The organism is Niveispirillum fermenti (assembly GCF_052474395.1).
In genome coordinates, this window is record NZ_CP156678.1 from 1024306 (window position 1) to 1042742 (window position 18437).

At 65.2% G+C, this 18437-nt stretch carries 12 protein-coding genes and 1 pseudogene; 8 read left to right on the forward strand and 5 right to left on the reverse strand.

The genetic code is table 11. The features are described from left to right. The first annotated feature begins 113 nt into the window (after window positions 1-113). From ABC728_RS03925 to ABC728_RS03940, 4 genes are read left to right on the forward strand one after another with little or no spacing between them, the layout of a single operon-like run. On the forward strand, window positions 114-1610 hold the full coding sequence (locus ABC728_RS03925) for a tryptophan halogenase family protein (RefSeq protein ID WP_416622023.1): 1497 nt from the start codon (window positions 114-116) through the stop codon (window positions 1608-1610). Further along, entirely contained in the window at window positions 1607-3061 is a 1455-nt protein-coding gene (locus tag ABC728_RS03930; protein WP_416622024.1) for a tryptophan 7-halogenase, read from the forward strand. The genes ABC728_RS03925 and ABC728_RS03930 overlap by 4 nt, the downstream gene beginning before the upstream one ends. Before the next feature lie 3 nt (window positions 3062-3064). Next, window positions 3065-4579: a tryptophan halogenase family protein gene (locus ABC728_RS03935; RefSeq protein WP_416622025.1), complete on the forward strand. Its 1515-nt coding sequence runs from the start codon at window positions 3065-3067 to the stop codon at window positions 4577-4579. Next, window positions 4576-6078 (forward strand): tryptophan halogenase family protein, encoded by a 1503-nt coding sequence (locus ABC728_RS03940; RefSeq protein WP_416622026.1) that lies wholly within the window; start codon window positions 4576-4578, stop codon window positions 6076-6078. The genes ABC728_RS03935 and ABC728_RS03940 overlap by 4 nt, the downstream gene beginning before the upstream one ends. Before the next feature lie 32 nt (window positions 6079-6110). Here the strand turns inward: ABC728_RS03940 and ABC728_RS03945 are convergent, their stop codons facing one another. The 3 genes from ABC728_RS03945 to ABC728_RS03955 all read right to left on the reverse strand — a co-directional run bounded on the left by ABC728_RS03945 (window position 6111) and on the right by ABC728_RS03955 (window position 9661). Beyond that, window positions 6111-7085, reverse strand: coding sequence for a glucokinase (locus tag ABC728_RS03945; RefSeq protein WP_416622027.1), 975 nt, complete (start codon window positions 7083-7085; stop codon window positions 6111-6113). A gap of 49 nt (window positions 7086-7134) precedes the next feature. Continuing rightward, window positions 7135-8256, reverse strand: a complete 1122-nt coding sequence (locus ABC728_RS03950) for a LacI family DNA-binding transcriptional regulator (protein WP_416622028.1) — start codon at window positions 8254-8256, stop codon at window positions 7135-7137. 106 nt (window positions 8257-8362) lie between these two features. Further along, entirely contained in the window at window positions 8363-9661 is a 1299-nt protein-coding gene (locus ABC728_RS03955) for a sugar MFS transporter (protein WP_416622029.1), read from the reverse strand. Window positions 9662-10203: 542 nt separating this feature from the next. On the opposite strand from ABC728_RS03955, the gene ABC728_RS03960 reads away from it, so the two are divergent. Both ABC728_RS03960 and ABC728_RS03965 read left to right on the forward strand, forming a co-directional pair. Further along, a complete protein-coding gene (locus tag ABC728_RS03960) occupies window positions 10204-10788 on the forward strand; it encodes a hypothetical protein (RefSeq protein WP_416622030.1) in 585 nt (194 codons plus the stop codon). Between the two features lie 167 nt (window positions 10789-10955). Continuing rightward, complete coding sequence (locus ABC728_RS03965; RefSeq protein ID WP_416622031.1) at window positions 10956-13352, forward strand: glucan 1,4-alpha-glucosidase; 2397 nt, start codon at window positions 10956-10958, stop codon at window positions 13350-13352. 74 nt (window positions 13353-13426) lie between these two features. Here the strand turns inward: ABC728_RS03965 and ABC728_RS03970 are convergent, their stop codons facing one another. Then, a complete protein-coding gene (locus tag ABC728_RS03970; RefSeq protein WP_416622032.1) occupies window positions 13427-14167 on the reverse strand; it encodes a response regulator transcription factor in 741 nt (246 codons plus the stop codon). 238 nt (window positions 14168-14405) lie between these two features. Between ABC728_RS03970 and ABC728_RS03975 the strand changes: the two genes are divergently transcribed. Together ABC728_RS03975 and ABC728_RS03980 are read left to right on the forward strand one after the other, a co-directional pair. Further along, window positions 14406-16346 carry a sensor histidine kinase gene (locus tag ABC728_RS03975; protein ID WP_416622033.1) on the forward strand — a complete coding sequence of 647 codons (1941 nt, stop codon included), beginning with the start codon at window positions 14406-14408 and terminating at the stop codon, window positions 16344-16346. A 66-nt stretch (window positions 16347-16412) separates the two neighbouring features. Continuing rightward, a pseudogene (locus ABC728_RS03980) lies at window positions 16413-16990 on the forward strand (IS5 family transposase); the annotation flags it as partial. A 27-nt stretch (window positions 16991-17017) separates the two neighbouring features. Here ABC728_RS03980 and tnpC read toward each other — a convergent pair. After that, window positions 17018-18430 carry an IS66 family transposase gene (tnpC, locus tag ABC728_RS03985; protein ID WP_445376270.1) on the reverse strand — a complete coding sequence of 471 codons (1413 nt, stop codon included), beginning with the start codon at window positions 18428-18430 and terminating at the stop codon, window positions 17018-17020. Between the last annotated feature and the right edge of the window lie 7 nt (window positions 18431-18437).

Below are 18437 nucleotides of genomic sequence, written 5' to 3' on the forward strand. Positions count from 1 at the left end.
GCGCACACACATTGACGAAATCCAGACGTGAGCGTTAACATATACAGTAAAGGGGAGGGGCCGTGACAATAAACGAAGAAACAGGAAACGAGGGAACAGGTCCTGCGCCGACCATGCGTGTGCTGATCGTCGGCGGCGGCACGGCCGGCTGGATGACGGCGGCGGCGCTGGCCCATAAGCTGGCCGGAACAGGTGTGTCCATCCGGCTGGTGGAATCCGCAGAAATCGGCACTGTCGGCGTGGGTGAGGCAACGGTGCCGCACATACGCCATTTCAACGCCAGCCTGGGATTCGACGAGGCCGACTTCATGTCGCGCACCGAAGCCACCTTCAAGCTGGGCATCGAGTTCTGCGACTGGGGTTGTATCGGTGACCGTTATATCCACCCGTTCGGGGCCTTCGGCCAGGATATCGGCGGCGTGCCGTTCCATCATCACTGGGTGCGGGCCCGGCGGGCCGGACTGGTGCCGCCCGGGCTGGACAGCATGTCCCTGCCGGTACAGGCCGCCCGCGCCGGCCGGTTCGGCCACCCGTCACCGGACCCGGCCAGCCTCTATTCCACCTATTCCTATGCCTACCAGTTCGATGCCGGCCTTTATGCCGCCTATCTGTCCGCCTTCGCCCAGGCGCGCGGCGTGGTGCGAACGGAAGGCAAGGTGGCCGGCGTGCGGTTGCGGCCCGACGGGTTCGTGAACCATGTCGTGATGGCGGACGGGCAGGAAATTGCGGCCGATCTGTTCATCGACTGTTCGGGCTTCCGCGGGCTGCTGATCGAACAGGCGCTGCACACGGGGTACGAGGACTGGACCCGCTGGCTTCCCTGCGACCGCGCGGTGGCGGTGCCGTGCCCCAATGCCGGCCCCGTCACACCCTACACGCGCGCCACGGCCCGCATGGCGGGGTGGATGTGGCGCATTCCGCTGCAGCACCGTGCCGGCAATGGCCATGTCTATTGCAGCGGCTTCATCGATGACGATGCCGCCGAACAGGCATTGCTGGACCAGCTTGAAAGCCCGACATCGTCCACCCCCCGCCGCCTGCGCTTCACCACGGGCAAGCGCAGGCGGCAATGGGTGGGCAATTGCGTGGCCATCGGCCTGTCGGCAGGTTTTCTGGAGCCTCTGGAAAGCACGTCCATCCACCTGATCCAGCTTGGCATCGGCCGTCTGCTGGACCTGTTCCCGGCACCGGGGGGCTGGGACCCGCTGGACGCCGCGGAATTCAACCGGTTGATGGACCTCGAATATGAGCGGGTGCGGGATTTCATCATCCTGCATTACGTGGCCACCCAGCGCGACGACACAGCTTTCTGGCACCATTGCCGCACCATGGCCTTGCCCGACAGCCTTGCCACCAAGATGGACCTGTTCCGGGAACGTGGCGTGGTCGTCACCTACCGCGACGGCATGTTCCTGGAACCAAGCTGGCTGGCCGTCTATCTGGGGCAGAACATCCTGCCCGACCGGGTGGACCCGCGCGCGGGCCTGGTGCCTGATGCCGAAATATCCCGGCATATGGCGGCGGAGGCCGAGCGCTGCCGCCGTGCGGCGGCCGTCATGCCCCTGCATGGCGATGTGCTGGCCCGATATCGCCAGGGGATGGCATCATGAAATCCGGGCTGCATGACATCGTGATTGCCGGTGCGGGTCTTGCCGGCTGGCTGGCGGCCTGCGCCCTGGCGCGGGTGCATGCCGGCCGCGGCGGGTCGGTGACGCTGGTGCCCGTGTCCGGCCCCGACGACAGCCTGGACCCGTTCGGCCCCGTCGCCCCGGCCCTGCCGGGTTTCGGGGCTGCCTTCGCCCGACTGGGACTGGAGGAGGGGGAGGTATTGCGGGCCGGCGGTGGCGGCTTCAGCCTGGGCACGGCCTTCACCGGCTGGGCGGGTCCGTCATCCGTGTCCTTTCAGCCTTTCGGTGACACCGGGGCGGAATTGAACGGTGTCGGCTTTACCCAACTGGTCTGGCGGGCGCGTCAGACCGGCCGGGGGCTGCGCATGACGGATTATTCACTGGCCACCCTTGCCGCCCAGATGGACCGGTTCAGCCTGCCCGTGGCGGACACGCGATCCGTCCTGTCCACCCTGGCGTATGGCGCCTTCCTGGAGCTTGGCGGGCTGGCGGCATTGGCGCGCCGGCGGGCGGAGGCGGCGGGCGCACGGCAGGCATCGTCCCCCCTGGCCGGGGTGGAACGGACGGGGGACGGCAATGTCGCGGCCCTGGTGCTGGCCGATGGGGCGCGTCTGGCCGGGGACTGGTTCATCGATGCCACGGGGCCATCGGCCCTGCTGTGCCGGCCCGATAATGGCTGGCAGGATTGGGGACGGTGGTTGCCCTGTGACAAGGTCGCCATTGTCCCCGTCGCGCCCGACGGCCCGCCGCCACCCTACGGGCTGCATGCGGCGGAGCCGGCGGGATGGACCCGGCGGCTGCCATTGCGCCGGGGGGCGTGGACGGCGCGTCTGTCCGCCAGTGCGGTTGGCCCGGCTGATACCGCCACCCGGTCCTTCACCTGCGGAAGGCGCCGGTCTCCCTGGCAGGGCAACGTTCTGGCATTGGGTGGGGCCGCCGCCATCCTGGACCCGGTCGGCGGCGCGTCGCTCTCCTTGCTGTTATCGGCCATCGGGCGTCTGGTCGGGCTTTACCCCGTCGACCCCCGAAACGGTGCTGAAGCGGGGGAGTACGACCGGCAGACGATCGACGAACTGGAACGCGCGCGTGACTTCCTGATCCTGCGATACAAGCTGAACGGCCGGCGGGGCGACCCGCTGTGGGATGCCGCGCGTGACATGGCGGTGCCGGACAGCCTGACCCATAAGATGGCGCTGTATGAGAGCCGGGGCCGCATTCCGCTGCTGGACGGGGAACTGTTCAGCCGGTCCGACTGGGCCAACCTGTTCGACAGCCAGGGTGTGCGGGCACGCCGCTGCGACATCCAGGCCGCCGCCCTGCCCGACACGGCCATCCTGGCGCATCTGGAACGGTTGCGCACCCTTCTGCTGCGGGCCGCCGGTGGGCTGCCGCCTCATGTACGGGCGCTGGCCCATCTGTCGGGAGGGACCTGACCCATGCGCCCCCCCGATACCATCCGCGACATCGTCATCGTGGGCGGCGGCACCGCCGGCTGGATGGCTGCAGCCGCCTTGTCGCGCCTGTCCGGCAATGGCGTGACCCGCATCACCCTTGTGGAGTCGGAGGAGATCGGCACCGTCGGCGTGGGAGAGGCGACGATCCCGCCCATCCGCGCCTTCAATGCGCTGTTGGGCCTGGACGAGGATGATTTCGTCGCCAGGACCCATGCCAGCTTCAAGCTGGGCATCGCGTTCGAGGGATGGACACGGCCCGGTCACCGGTACCTGCACCCGTTCGGGTCCTTCGGCTTCGACATGGAGGCGGTGAAGTTCCACCAGTTCTGGCTGAAACTGTCCAGCCAGGGGCTGGCCGGCCCGCTGGATGACTATAATCTCTGCGCGGTGATGGCGCACAAGGGCCGGTTCGCGCGTCCATCGGCCGACCCGGCTTCCGTCCTGTCGCAGGTGACCTACGCCTTCCATTTCGACGCCGCCCTCTATGCTGCCTATCTGCGCCGCCATGCCGAGGCGCGGGGCGTGCGGCGGGTGGAAGGCAAGGTGACCGGCGTGCCGCTGAGGGCCGAAGACGGGTTCATCGACGCTGTCATCCTGGCCGACGGGAGACGGATCGACGGCGACCTTTTCATCGATTGCTCGGGGTTCCGGGGATTACTGATCGAAGGGGCGCTGCACACGGGGTATGAGGACTGGACGCATTGGCTGCCCTGCGACCGGGCGCTGGCGGTGCCGTCGGCCAATGCCGGCCCGCCGCCGCCCTATACCCGGGCCATGGCCCGGGAGGCCGGCTGGCAATGGCGCATCCCGTTGCAGCACCGGACCGGCAACGGGTACGTCTATTGCAGCCGGGATATCGATGATGCGCGCGCGGCCGAGACGCTGCTGGCCAATCTGGAAGGGCCGGCCCTGGCCGATCCACGGATGCTGCGCTTCACCACGGGCCGGCGGCGGCGGATGTGGAATCGCAACTGCGTGGCCCTGGGCCTGGCCTCCGGATTTCTGGAACCGCTGGAAAGCACCTCCATCCATCTGGTCCAGGCGGGCATCTCCAAACTGCTGGCCTTGTTTCCCGACCGATCCTTCGACCCGGCGCATGAAGCGGCCTACAACCGGCTGTCGGCGATGCAGTTCGAGCAGGTGCGGGACTTCATCATCCTGCATTACCTGGCCAATGACCGGCCGGAACCCTTCTGGCGACGGGCCGCCGCCATGGTCGTTCCCGACAGCCTGGCGGAGAAGATCGCCCTGTTCCGGGCGGGCGGGCGGCTGTTCCGGTTCGAGGACGAACTGTTCAGCGAGAATAGCTGGATCGCCGTCCTGCTGGGCCAGGACATCCTGCCGGAACGCTGGGACCCCGTGGCCGACACCATCGATCCGCGCCTTGTCCGCCATAATCTGGACAGGCTGCGCAGCCTGTTCGCCCGCGCCGCCGATGCCATGCCGGACCATGGGTCGTTCATCGCCCGCCATTGCGCCGCACGGAGAGACCCATGAGCGACCGCCGCATCCGCCGCATCACCATCGTCGGCGGCGGCACCGCGGGATGGATGAGCGCCGCCACCTTCGCCCGCATCCTGGGGCCGGACTATGCGGAGATCACGTTGGTCGAGTCCGACGAGATCGGCATTGTCGGCGTGGGCGAGGCGACCATCCCGCAGATGGCCACCTTCAACCGCATGCTGGGCATCGACGAGGATGAATTCCTGCGCGCCACGAAGGGCAGCTTCAAGCTGGGCATCCAGTTCGTGGATTGGGGCCGGCTTGGCCATACCTATTTCCACCCGTTCGGCCATATCGGGCTGCATATGGAGGGGGTGTCCTTCCACGCCTACTGGCTGCGCCTGAAGCAGGCGGGTCTGGTGGACAGGATCGAGGATTGGTCCCTGCAGGCCACGGCCGGCGCGCGCGGGCGCTTCATGCGCGCCATCAAGGCCGGCCGCTCCCCCCTGTCGGACATCGCCTACGCCTTCCATTTCGATGCCGGCCTCTATGCCCGCTATCTGCGTTCCTATGCCGAGGCCCGCGGTGTCGTGCGGCGGGAGGGCCGGATCGTCGCCGTCCACCGGCATCCGGAGACGGGCTTCGTGCAGTCGGTGCAACTGGCCGATGGCAGCCGGGTGGAAGGCGAGCTTTTCATCGATTGCAGCGGCTTCCGCGGGCTGCTGATCGAAGGCGCGATGCAGGCGGGCTATGTCGACTGGTCCCATCATCTGCCTTGTGACCGGGCCGTGGCCGTCCCATGCGAGGGGACCGAGGCCATGACGCCCTATACGCGATCGACGGCGCGCAAGGCCGGCTGGCAATGGCGCATCCCGTTGCAGCACCGCACCGGCAACGGCCATGTCTTCTGCTCTGCCTACATGAGTGACGACGAGGCGATATCGACCCTGCTGTCCAACCTGGACGGCAAGCCGCTGGCCGATCCGCGCATCGTGCCCTTCCGGACGGGTCATCGCCGCCGGCTGTGGGTTGGCAATGTCGTGGCCATCGGCCTGTCCTCCGGCTTTCTGGAACCGCTGGAAAGCACGTCGATCTGGCTGATCCAGAGCGGGCTGTCCCGGCTGATGGCCATGTTCCCGGACCGGGATTTCAACCCCGCCACCATCGCCCGCTACAACCGTGTGCTGACCACGGAATATGCGGAGATCCGCGACTTCCTGATCCTGCATTACAAGGCGACCGAACGCGACGACAGCCCCTTCTGGGATTATTGCCGCACCATGCCGGTGCCCGACCGTCTGGCCGAGAAGATGGCGGTGTTCCTGGCCCATGGCCGCACGTTCCGGGAGAACGAGGAACTGTTCAACGATACAAGCTGGTTCGCCGTCATGCTGGGCCAGTTGATGCAGCCTGCAAGCTACGATCCCGTCGCCGATATCCTGAGCCTGGAGGAAACCCGCACCAGGCTGGCGCATATTCGCGAGGCCATCGCCAATTCCGCCGATTACATGCCAACCCACCGCGACTTCATCCGCCAGCATTGCGGCGCATGATGTCGCGGTGGGGGGATCGAGGCGGAAGTGCCTTATACCCCGACCCGCCGCACATGCGCCGCCAGCCCCAGGAAAGCTGGATAGGGGTGGGTGACGACATAGGTGGGGATGGGCCCCAGGAAGGCGCGCATGCGGCCCTTCTCAACGAACCGCTTGCGGAAGCGGCTGTGGCCGAACCAGGTCAGGAACCGCGGAATGATGCCGCCCGCGATATAGATGCCGCCCCGCGATCCAAGCGAAAGGGCCAGATTACCGGCCACGGTGCCCAGCATGGCGCAGAACATGTCCAGCGCCTCCACACAGACCGTGCAGCGCCTGGATACCGCCCGATCGGAAATCTCCGCCGCCGTCAGCTTCTCCGCCTCGATCCCGTCCAGGAAGGACAAGGTCTCATACAGGTTCACCAGACCGGGGCCGCAGACCAGCCGTTCGGCCGAAACATGCTCGAACTGTTTGCGAAGCTGGGCCAGCACCGCACTTTCCCGGTCGGTGACGGGGGCCATGGTGACGTGCCCGCCTTCCGTGGCCAGCGCCATGAAATGGCCGTCGCCGACCGCAGGAACCAGGGCCGAGACGCCCAGCCCGCTGCCGGGACCCAGCACGCCGATGGGCGATCCCTTCACGGGCTCCCCCTCGCCGACCTGGGTGTAATCATCCGGCCCCAGTTCGGGGATGCCCAGGGCCACGGCGGTGAAATCATTGATGACATCCAGCCGGTCCAGCCCCAGATCACGGCCCACGGCAGTGATGGAGAATTCCCAGGCCAGGTTGGTCATGCGCACCAGGTCGCTGGTAATGGGTGATGCGACGGCGAAGGTCGCCGTCTTCACCCGCCCCACCAGATCCTGCGCCTGCAGGTAGGCCAGGGCCGCTTCCTGCAGGGTCGGATAGTCCGCACAGCGCAGAACCTGTTCATTGAAGGGCGAGCCCGTCGCCCCGACCAGGGCGAAGCGGGCGTTGGTACCACCGATATCGGCGATCAGAAAGGGGGCGGGGCCGTCAGTCATGGTGTCGTTCCAGGGCAGGCGGGAAGGCTTCAGGGCGAAGGGAAGGGGATCAGGCACTGGCGCTGCGCATGGGGCGGAGCGCGGCGCCGGGCATGTCCGGCGCCGGCCCCGTGGACCCGCGGATGACCAGCGCGTGGTCGAGCTGCCGGTGCGGCATGGGATTGTCCCAGACACCGGCATCCTTGCGCTTGATCAGTTCCAGCAGGATGTCGGCCGCCGCCTCCGCCATGTCGATCACGGGCTGGCGGATGGTGACAAGCTGTGGCCAGACCATGGTGGCGATGGGCATGTCGTCGAAACCGACAACGGAAAGCTGGTCGGGCACCGTGATGCCCAGCGTGTGGGCCACGGCCAGGGCGGCGGCGGCCATCTCGTCATTGCTGGCCAGGATGGCGGTCGGCCGGTCGGGCCGGTCCAGCAGGCGCTGCGCCGCCGGCAGGGCGGAACCGTAATTGAACTCGCCCACCTCGATCAGGTCGGGAAGGGGGGCCAGACCATGATCGGCCAGCGCCTCGCAGAAGCCGGCATAGCGCAGGCGGGTGGCCGCGTGCTGCGCCTTGCCCTTGATGAATCCGATACGGCGGTGGCCCAGGCCGATCAGATGTTCGGTCAGGTCCCGGGTGGCCTTCCATTCATCGATCCGGACGATGGGAGAGGTGTCGATATCCCGGTCGGGCGCGATACGCACGTAAGGCACCCCGGCCCGCTGCAAGACCCCCAGCACCACGGGATTGTCCGTGACGGGGGGGGTCAGGACGACGCCGGCCATGCGGACCTGATTGACCAGGGCGGCGGCCCGCTCCTCCACATCCGGGGCGTTGTAGGCGATTTCCTCGATCAGCAGATGATAGCCGGCGGCACGGCAGCGGTTCAGCATGCCAAGCTGGATATCGTGCGTATATTGGCCGCCCGTGTCGCCGTAGAAATGGCCGATCAGGAACGAACGCTCCCCCGCCAGGCTGCGCGCCGACAGCGAGGGCTGGTAGCCGAGTTGTGCGATGGCGGCCAGCACACGCTGGCGGACCACGTCGCGGACGTTCGGTTCCTTGTTCATGACGCGGCTGACGGTCTTGATCGATACCTCGGCCAAGGCCGCGACATCGTTGATCGTCGGTTTGCGATGCGGCTGCGCCATCTGGTACTCCCGGTTGGAACGATTGATTTTCGGCATAAATCCCGTCCGGGTCCATCAAAAGCCGCAAGCGGCGGCGGGGTCTTCCGTATACCCCGCCGCCGGTCACGACGCCTTCCGCGATGAAAGGGGGAAGGTGGGCGGATTATTCCGCGGCACCGACCGGGGCAGGCCGGACCCGGCCCAGGCCGTTTTCCAGCGCCCCCTTCAGGCACAGCAGGCCGAAGGCGACGATGACCAGATAGAAGGCCACAGGGACGAACATGGCCATATGCAGGCTGGTCACGTCCGCGAAGGCACCGGTCAGCACCGGCACGACCGCCCCACCCACGATGGCCAGGCACAGCAGGCCCGACGCGGCCGGCGTCTGGTCGTCCATGTCCTTCACCGACAAGGAGAAGATGGTGGGGAACATGATGGAGTTGAACAGGCCGATGGCGATGGCCGTATAGGCCGACACGGCACCCGTGGTCATGGCCGATGTCGTGGCCAGCACCGCCGTCATCAGGGCGCAGAAGGCCAGGACACGGGCCGGCGACACCTTGGTCATCACGGCCGACCCGATGAAGCGGCCGACCATGGCGCTGCCCCAGTAGAAGGCGAGATAGGTGGTCGCCTGCTCCTCCGACAGCCCCAGCGTGCTTTCCAGGCCCAGATAATTGATCATCAGGCTGCCGATGGCGACTTCCGCACCGACATAGGAGAAGATGCACAGGGCACCGAAGCCCAGACGCGGATTCTCCCGCAGCGAGGGCATGTGCCAATGCGCGCTCTCACGGCGCACGACCGTCTCGTTCCGGCGCAGGACCCAGAACAGGATGGCGATGGCGAACATGATCAGGGCCAGCACGATGCAGGGCGTTTCCAGCACGCGCAGCGAACCCGTCGTGCCCGCCATGCCTTCCGGCAATTCAGTGATCGCGTTGAAGATGAAGATACCGGCCAGCAGCGGGCCGATGAAGGTCGCCACCGAATTGAACGCCTGGGCCAGCGTCAGCCGCTGCGGCGCCGTATCGGGCGATCCCAGGCCGGAAGCCAGCGGGTTCATGACGACCTGGATCATCGTGACGCCAGTGGCGATCACGAACAGGGCGGCCAGGAAGACCCAATATTGGGCGATTTCGATGGCGGGAATGAACAGCAGGATGCCGATGCCGACCGTGACGAAGCCGGTAATGGCGCCGCGCAGATATCCCAACTTGTCCAGCACCCGGCTGGCCGGCAGCGAAATCAGGAAATAGGCCAGGAAATAGCAGAACTGGGTCAGCATGGCCTCGGCGTAGCTGAGGCTGAAAGCCGCCTTGAACTTCGCCACCAGCGGGTCGACCAGCACGGTCACGAAACCCACGATGAAGAACAGCATGAAGGTGAAGGGCAGCATCTTGCGGGCCACCGGGAAGGTGGAGTTCCCACCCGATGCGGCATTCGGTACGGACTGCGCCAAGGCGACCTCCCAAGGAATTCGTTTTGTCGACATGTCGCAGAAAATGACAACGCTGTCGACACTGTTTTGTAGGAACAGTCACTTTCTCCGCTGAATCACGTAATAACGCAACCCAAAATCGGGGGGTTGGCGGTAATTTCGTAAACAGCCGGCCGGTGATGCCAGCCTGCGGGCAACGCCGTCGGCAGCACAGGCAAGCATGATGCCAGGTCGTTCCGCCGCTTCGGCCCGCACACCCGTCCGGCAAGGCACACGCGGGCTCATCGGAGGTGACTGGCGGGAATTCGACCCGAAGCGTCCATAGGGTCAGGATAAGGGGTTGAATTGTCATCTGCCCCCGCGTCGGACGAGAATGTCGGACCATGCACGGATAGCGTTGTCATTTTTATTGTCACTGGCGGGACATTTCAGACAAGCCGGATATCGTCACCCCCCACCAATCTACGTCTGATAGCGCTCCCATTTATCGTTGAATGCCAGTCCTTCCGGTTGTTTACTGACCGGACCAAGAAGACCCCCGGCCAGGGGGAAGGGAGGAAGCAATGTATTTACGCAAACTGGTTGCGCCATTACTGGCATCTGTCATGCTGATCACCAGCCCGGCCTTGCCGGCACCGGCCGGTGATGATGATGCACTGGCCGCCTTGCAGGCGGCCCTGCCGGGTAAGCTGATGAATGACCCCACCCGTATGGACTGGGTCGTCTATGGCCGCGGACAGAAGAACAGGCGGATCAAGACGCCGGGCGTGGGCGGCGGCATCGCCTTGCAGGTCTCCTCCCCCCATGCGGGGGCAAACCCTTATGATATCGGGGTGAACATCCCGCTCAATGCTCCAGTCATCCCGGATCAGCCGATCACGGTCGCCTTCTGGGCGCGGACCGTATCGGCAGAAACACCCGACGGGTACGGACGGCTGGGGCTGCGCATCCAGATGAACGAAGCGCCCTATGCCGGGTTCGGGGATAAGATGATGTCCATCGGCCCCGACTGGCAGATCCACGAAGTCAGGGCCCGGGCGGACAGGGCCATCGGCCAGGGAGGTGCCGTCATCGGCTTCCAGATCGCCGCCGCGCGCCAGGTGGTGGAGATCGGCCAGATATACGTCCTCGACATGTCGGGAAAATAGCCCCCGACGCGGCCTGCCGCCGCCGTGCCGCATACGTATTTCGCCGCGCGTTGCGGCGCACAACATACGTATTCAGCCGGCGCGCGGCGGCAGGATGAACGAATGATGCCCCCAACATCCACGGGCCGGCGATGGCCCCCAAGACAGATGCGGGAGTTGGGGAGAACATGACCAGGAACATCGGCTTCATCCGGCACGCGGCCCTGGCCGCCGCTTTCACGTCCACGCTGCTGGCCGGAACGGCCCTGGCGGCGACCGCACCGGGAGCGCCGGGCGCAAAGCCGATGCTGGCCTATTCGGGCAAGCAGGGTATCGGCACCTCCTACGAAGCCTATGTGCAGGGGCGTTACCAGGATGGCGGCGCCACGGGTCCTGTGTCCCGCGTCTGGTTCTCCCTGGCCCATGGCGTCATCACGGAGACCATGCAGGGGCTTATCCATGAAGCGCAGCTCCGTGAAATGCAGTTCGCCGTCAAGGGGGACGGCTTTGTCCATACCGAATATGACGATATGGAAAGCCATGTCGATTACCTGCATACCGATGCCGCCGGCCGGCCCCTGTCGCTTGCCTACAGGGTTATAAACCGTGACCGGAATGGCCGATACGAAATCGAAAAGCATATCTTCACCGATCCGGACCGGGATGTGCTGTTCGTGCGCAGCATCTTTCGGGCGCTGAAGGGATCGCTGACGCCGGTGCTGCTGGCCGACCCGCAAATGGCGGGTACGGGCTATGGCGACAAGGCGGACACGAAGGGGGGCACGCTGAACGCGGGGGAGGGACGGCACAATCTGGTCATCAAGGCGTCACAGCCCTTCACGACGGCCAGCGTGGGCTTTGTCGGAACATCAGACGGACTGACACAGCTTCGCCGCGATGGCGTGCTGAAGGCTTATGACAGGACGGGGTCGCGAAAGGGCAATGTCGCCCTGGCCGGCGCACTGCCCACCCTGTCGGAGGGCCAGACGGCGACCTACGACATCGTCGTGGGCTTCGGTACGGACCATGCGGCCGCACTGATGGCAGCCGACGCAACGCTGCAGGCAGGATATCCGTCCGTTCTGGCCCATTACAACGGGGAGGGTGACAGGATCGGCTGGCAGGATTACCTGGCCGGGCTGGACCCCCTGAAGGACCTGGCAGCCATGGCCACCGACGGGGGCCGGCTGGCACATGTCAGCGCCCTTGTGCTGAAGGCGCAGGAGGACAAGACACATGCCGGCGCCCTGATCGCTTCGCTGTCGGCCCCCTGGGGCGATACCGTGTCGTCGGAGAAGCTGGCGACCGGGTACAAGGCCGTATGGCCGCGCGACTTCTATCAGTGCGCCATGGCAATGCTGGCCCTGGGAGACACCGAGACACCGCTGGCCGCCTTCAATTATCTGAAGATGATCCAGGTGTCGGCCGCCACCAAGGGCAACAAGGGGGCCACGGGCTGGTTCCTGCAGAAGACCCATGTCGATGGCACCCGTGAATGGATGGCCGTACAGCTCGACCAGACGGCGATGCCCCTGATGCTGGGCTGGAAGCTGTGGCAGGCCGGCGTGCTGGACGAGGCGGCATTGAACCAGATGTATCCGTCGTTGCTGAAGCCGGCAGCCGATTTCCTGGTCAGGGGTGGCACGGTCGGGCTGGACTGGAACAAGGCCAGCATCAAGCCGCCCTACACCCAGCAGGAACGCTGGGAGGAACAGGAAGGCTATTCCCCCTCCACCACGGCGGCGATCGTGGCGGGATTGGTGGCGGCCGGGGAGATGGCGGAAAAGCTGGGCCGGGCTGAAGATGCCGCCGCCTATCGTGCCACGGCGGACCAGATCAATGACCGGATCGAGGCGCTGATGTTCACCACGGCCGGCAGCCATGGCAATGGCCGCTATTTCCTGCGTGTCAATCAGAACGAGAATCCCAACGACAAGGGTCCCGTCAACCCGGCCAACGGCCAGCAGGGCCTGACGGAGGATGTCTATCTGGATGGCGGGTTCCTGGAACTGGTACGCTATGGCGTGCGCTCTCCCGATGCCCCCAGCATCACCGACAGCCTGGAAGAACTGGACGATATGTCCATCCCGGACCATTTCCGCGTGAAGTACGTCTTCCGGTACGAAGGCGACCCGATGGAATATCCGGGCTGGCGCCGTTATGGCAATGACGGTTATGGCGAGGATGTGCGCAACGGCGGCAATTATGGCACGGGCGAACTGGAAGGCGGCATGGGCGTCGGCCAGCGCGGCCGGGTCTGGCCCATCTTCACGGGCGAACGTGGCCATTACGAACTGGCCCGCGCCGGGGCGAAGCCCGGCGGCGTCACCCCGGCCGACCTGGACCATATCCGCATGACCTATGTGCGGGGCATGGAAAAGTTCGCCAATGAAGGGCTTATGATCCCCGAACAGGTGTGGGACGGGGTCGGCGTGGCGCCTGCGGGTTATGTGCTGGGGCAGGGGACGAACAGCGCCACGCCGCTGGCCTGGAGCCACGCCGAATATGTGAAGCTGTTGCGGTCGGTCCGCGACCGGCAGGTCTGGGACCTCTATGCTCCCGTCGCCGCCCGCTACGCCCGGTAGCAGGCAAGCCGGGGTCCGGACGCCCCCACCGAAAAGGCGCCCTGCCATCCGGCGGGCGCCTTTTCCTATGGATGTCAGGCTTCCCCGCCGGACAGGTTCGGCCCGCCATCCCGGGATTGACGATGGATGGGGGCGGTAACGGTGAAACCGGCATTGTAGGCCGTCAGGATGGGCAGCGGCATGTTGGCCTTTGCCTGCACCTTCGTGCGCAGCCGGCTCAACAGCGTGTCCAGCTTGCCCCGCGCCTCCCGGTTGTCGGGTTCCTGCATCTGGGCCAGCACCATGGCGCGCGTCGTCACGCGATGGCCGCCATTGCTCCCGATCGCCATGAAAATGTCGATCAGCCGCGTCTCCCGCGGCGTCAGCCTGATGCATGTGCCATCGGGCGCGTGCAGTAGCTGTGCATCCACGTCGCAGCACCAGGAACTTTCCTGTTCCGATACCGGCGGACCATAAAGCCGTTTCAGCGCTAGGCGTGTGATGGCCGCCGACAATTCCTCCGGCTCTACAGGCTTGACCATGTAGATATCGGCCCCGCAGCGATAGCCCTGCACACGGTCCTCCACGGCATCACGTACCGATGTGATGATCACGGAAGCCAAACTGTTTCGGGAAAGGTATTCCGTGATCAGAAACCCGCTATGATGAGGAAGATTGATATCCACAACAGCGACATCATAGGTTTCAGAGCCCAGAAGCTGGTATAGCTCCATGGCGGTGCCCGCCTCGTTCACCGTGTGTCCGAACATGGTCAGGCAATCCGCCAGACTATTCCGGAAAGAGATATTGTCCTCAATCAATATGACATTTGCCACGACGCACCATGTAAAGCCCGATCATCCGGGGGCGGCCCTCCCGCCCCCCCCATTTTGCCCTGTCATGCCGGGGCCGCTACCGGAACCGGCATGGCCCCAAGCTGGGCGCAAAGGCCGGTATTTACAAGTCATTGCATCCTTGATCTGGTTAATAATCTTTACCGCTGTCCTGCTACCCGGACAAGGTCTGGCGCAGGCGCCACCGGTCATACTTTCCAACCCGCTGGACGGTGTGGAATTGTCGGGACACTTTGCGGCGCTGGTCGATCCCGACAATGAACTGACCTTGCAGGATGTGGCCTTCGGCCCGGCGGCATCCCGGTTCGAACCGCTGCCCCGCAACGTGGCCATGGGTTACCGGCCGGACGCCCTGTGGCTGAAAATCACCGTGAAGCGGGAAGGGGGGCGGTGGCCGGAAGATCCCTATCTCCATTTCCACCCCATCTATCTGGATCGCGTGGACATCCATGTGCCGCGCGTCGCGGCACCCGCATCGGCGGCGGATTTTCTGTTGCATCAGCGCGGCGACCACTTTCCGGCCGCCCAGCCGGGCCGCTTTCAATTGTCCTACGCGGTGCCATTGCACCTGCCCGACGCGGACGCGGTGGACATCTATGTCATGATCCAGACGGACAGCGCCTTGGTGCTGCGCGGCTGGATCGCCTCGCCCACAGGGATGCAGGACATCATCCTGACCCGCGTGGTGTCGGCACTGCTGCCCGTGGCGCTGTCGCTCGGGGCCACAATACTCAGTTTCACCTACTGGTTCCATTACCGCCGCCGTCATTTCATGGTGTTCGGCCTGCACCTGCTGGCAAATTGCTATTACATCCTGGCCAATAGCGGCGTGTTCAAGCTGGGATCGCTGACAGGCAACGGCGTGTTGAACGACATGGTCATGAGCAGTTCGGTTCTGCTGGTGATCTTGAGCAGTTGCATCTTCATCCGGGAATATCTGGAGACACGAAGGCATTTCCCACGTGTGCACCGCGGGCTGGAGATTCTGATCGGTCTCCAGGCGCTGGCTCTGCTGACACCCTTCCTCGGCCTCTATCGCCCCGTGGCGGCACCAGCCCTGCTGTCCAGCATGCTGGTCCAGTGCTTCTTCGTCTATGGCTGCCTGCATCTGCGCGCCCGCTATCACCGGCCTGGCAGCCTGGCGGCAGCCCTGGCCGCCATCGTGCAATGCGTGACGGCCGCCATCCTGGTCTTCTGGATCGTGGGGGGGGCCGATTTCAACGGCTTCTATGAATATACCTACTGGATCGGGGCCGTTCCCTTCACCTTGCTGATGAGCCTGTCGCTGATCCTGCAGGCCCGATGGCTGGAGCAGCGGCGGCGGGAGAGCGTGACCATCCGCATGGCCAGACGCGCGGAAGGACAGGCCAAGGCACTGGTTGCGGTACGCACGCGGGAGCTGCAGACGGCAAAGGAGGTAGCCGAAAACGCCCTGGCCGCCGAGCGGGAAAGCCAGTCGGAGCAGCTACGCTTCATCGATGTGGTGCGCCATCAGTACAAGACACCGCTGGCCGTCATCCGCAACAGCGTTACAGCCCTGCGGCACACCATGCAGGCCGATGATTGGGCCGGACGGGAAAGGGTGGGGCGCATCCAGACGGCCGTCCGCGATCTTGTCCAGATCCTGGATGTATCCTTGCAGCGGGACCGGATGGAAGGCAGTACCGTCACTGCCCGCCTGCAGGAAGTATTCATCGCCCACACATTGCATATGATCCTTGACCGGATCCGTCACCTTCATCCGGAACGGGACATCATCCTGAAACGCACAGATGTGGACGCGACACTGACCGGGTGGCTGGATCCCGACATGCTGGCGGTGGCACTTTCCAACCTGATCGAGAATGCCGTGAAATTCTCCGACGCCGCGCGCGCCATCACGATCTCATGCGCTTGCCATGACGGGCGACTGGATATCGATATCCGCGACCAGGGCATCGGCATTCCCGAGGATGAAAAGGACGATGTCATCAAGCGCTATTTCCGGGCCACGAATGCCGGCCCCATACCGGGCACGGGCCTGGGCCTGCATATCGTGGATGCCATAGCCCGCGCGCATGGCGGTCTTTTCCAGATCGACAACCACCCCGAAGGCGGCGTCCTGGCCCACCTTTCCCTCAGTGTCCGTCCGGGAAGCTACCGAAATGGTTCAATGAGATAGGAAGTGGGTTGCAGGCGGTTACGCTGGTGTGATTCCTTCACGGGCGTCATCTTCTGGACAATGGTTATGTGGACGCCCGAGAACCGCCCCCTTTATAACCGGGATCACCTTCGTTATCCGAGCGACCTGACGGACGCGGAATGGGCGCTTGTGTCGCCACTCCTTCCCCCGGCCAAGCACGGTGGCCGCCGACGCAGTGTGGACCTGCGGGAGGTGATCAACGGTGTGATGTATGTGTTGAGCACCGGCTGCCAGTGGCGGGCGATCCCGAAGGATTTACCGCCGCGCAGCACGGTTTTCGACTATCTGAGCCTGTGGAGTTGGGACGGGACGCTGGACCGCATTCACCATGAACTCTATGTCCGCTGTCGTGAGCAGGCTGGCCGTGATGCCAGTCCGACCGCCGCAATCATCGACAGTCAGAGCGTGAAGAGCGCAGAAAAAGGGGGTGCTGCATCGACCCGCCAGGGTACGATGCGGGCAAGAAGATCAAAGGCAAGAAGCGGCACATCGTCGTCGATACCCAAGGCTTCCTGATGCACGCCATCATCCATGCCGCTGACATCCAGGATCGTGATGGAGGCGTCGTGCTGATGGCCAGCCTGTTCGGCCTTTTTCCCTTCCTGCTGAAGCTCTTTGGTAATTGCTCACGTGGCTGGCGGCGGGAGGTTTCAGGCGAGGGCGAAGTTGCCGTCGATGAGCGCGCGGATGGCGTTCCAGGGGGACTGGCCATGCAAGCGAGCGGTTCCGGTGACGGATCGGTAACCGGCATGAATGCCGGGCCCCCAGGTTGATCGGAAGCCGTTGGTGACCTTGCGGAAGATGACGGAAGGTCGGATTTCCCGTTCGCTGCCGTTGTTGGTTGGGGGGACGCGGCGGTCGTCGAGGAAGACAAAGAACTTGCCGCGCCACGCTTTGATCTGGCGTTGCAGGTCGCGGCCGGCGGGATGGGCGGCGGGAACGCCGAGCAGGGCATCGAGGCCGCGGTCGGCCCTGGCGGCGTAGGCTTTGAGCGTGCTATCCTTCAAGGTGGGGCGTCGCTTGCCGATGCGGATGGCCCAGCGCAGATGGTCACGGATTTTGGGGGCGGTGACGGTGTCGCCGCAGTCGATGGCGTACTGGACATCGCGCAGGACATGGGCGAGGCAGACCTGGTGGGCGCGGGCGAGTTCCTGCTGCCCGGCATAGCGATCCGACACCCAGACCTCGGGCCGATGATCGCCGAGAAGCTGGGCTGCCACGCTCCGGGCCCGGCTGGGGACAATGTCGTGCAGCACCGCCTTGTCGGAATGGAAGACCCATTGCCACTGGGTGACGCCGTTCACCCGCGTGGTGGTTTCATCGGACGCGATGACCGGCGCCGTCAGCAGCCTGGCCTTGATCGCCGCGCGAGCCGTGTCGAACGTTGCCCCCATCCGCCGGAAGCTGTTGGCGATGGCGCCTTCGGAGATGGTCAGCCCGAACAGTTCCTTCAGCATCCGCGACAGACGCTCGAAGCCGACGTGATGGCTGTGGTGAAGGTAGGCGAGCAGCGAGCGGATCCCCGGCCCGAACGGCGTGCCCGGCGGCATCATGGCCGGAGCTTCGGCCCGGTAGCGCCGCCCGCAGTCGCCGCAGCGCCCACCGAACAGTTCCACCCGCGTCACCACCGGGCGGATGACGGGAAGGTCGATGTGGTCGTAGCGGTGTCGGCAGCGCTGGGGCAGCCCTGAGGCCGCCATCCCGCAATGGGGGCAGATCGCGGCCAGGCACCGTTCCGTCTTGTCCGGCTCCTCGGCCAGCGGGCGCGATACGCCAGAACGGGACAGGCGCGGCTTGTGCCGGCGCTTGGCCACCGCCTTCGAGCCGGGGCGGCCGGGGCGGCCGGGGCGGCCGGGGCGGCCGGGGCGGCCGGGGCGGCCGGGGCGGCCGGGACCGTCCTGCGACGGCGGAGTGTGGGAATTCAACGAATTCTTGCGCGGCTTGCCGACCAGCGCCTCCAGTTCCTTGATCCGCGCGGCCAAGCGCTCGATCAACGCCGCCTGCTCCAAAAGCAGGGCGTCCTTCTCGGCTTCACTCAGACGGTAGCGCGACCGCTCTTCCATCCGAACG

Excerpts from the sequence above, each read along its gene's own strand:
- ABC728_RS03935 (WP_416622025.1), top strand. The coding sequence starts at position 3,065 with ATGCGCCCCCCCGATACCATCCGCGACATCGTCATCGTGGGCGGCGGC.
- ABC728_RS03945 (WP_416622027.1), bottom strand. The coding sequence starts at position 7,085 with ATGACTGACGGCCCCGCCCCCTTTCTGATCGCCGATATCGGTGGTACC.
- ABC728_RS03925 (WP_416622023.1), top strand. The coding sequence starts at position 114 with ATGCGTGTGCTGATCGTCGGCGGCGGCACGGCCGGCTGGATGACGGCG.
- ABC728_RS03965 (WP_416622031.1), top strand. The coding sequence starts at position 10,956 with ATGACCAGGAACATCGGCTTCATCCGGCACGCGGCCCTGGCCGCCGCT.
- tnpC (WP_445376270.1), bottom strand. The coding sequence starts at position 18,430 with ATGGAAGAGCGGTCGCGCTACCGTCTGAGTGAAGCCGAGAAGGACGCC.
- ABC728_RS03950 (WP_416622028.1), bottom strand. The coding sequence starts at position 8,256 with ATGCCGAAAATCAATCGTTCCAACCGGGAGTACCAGATGGCGCAGCCG.
- ABC728_RS03960 (WP_416622030.1), top strand. The coding sequence starts at position 10,204 with ATGTATTTACGCAAACTGGTTGCGCCATTACTGGCATCTGTCATGCTG.
- ABC728_RS03930 (WP_416622024.1), top strand. The coding sequence starts at position 1,607 with ATGAAATCCGGGCTGCATGACATCGTGATTGCCGGTGCGGGTCTTGCC.
- ABC728_RS03940 (WP_416622026.1), top strand. The coding sequence starts at position 4,576 with ATGAGCGACCGCCGCATCCGCCGCATCACCATCGTCGGCGGCGGCACC.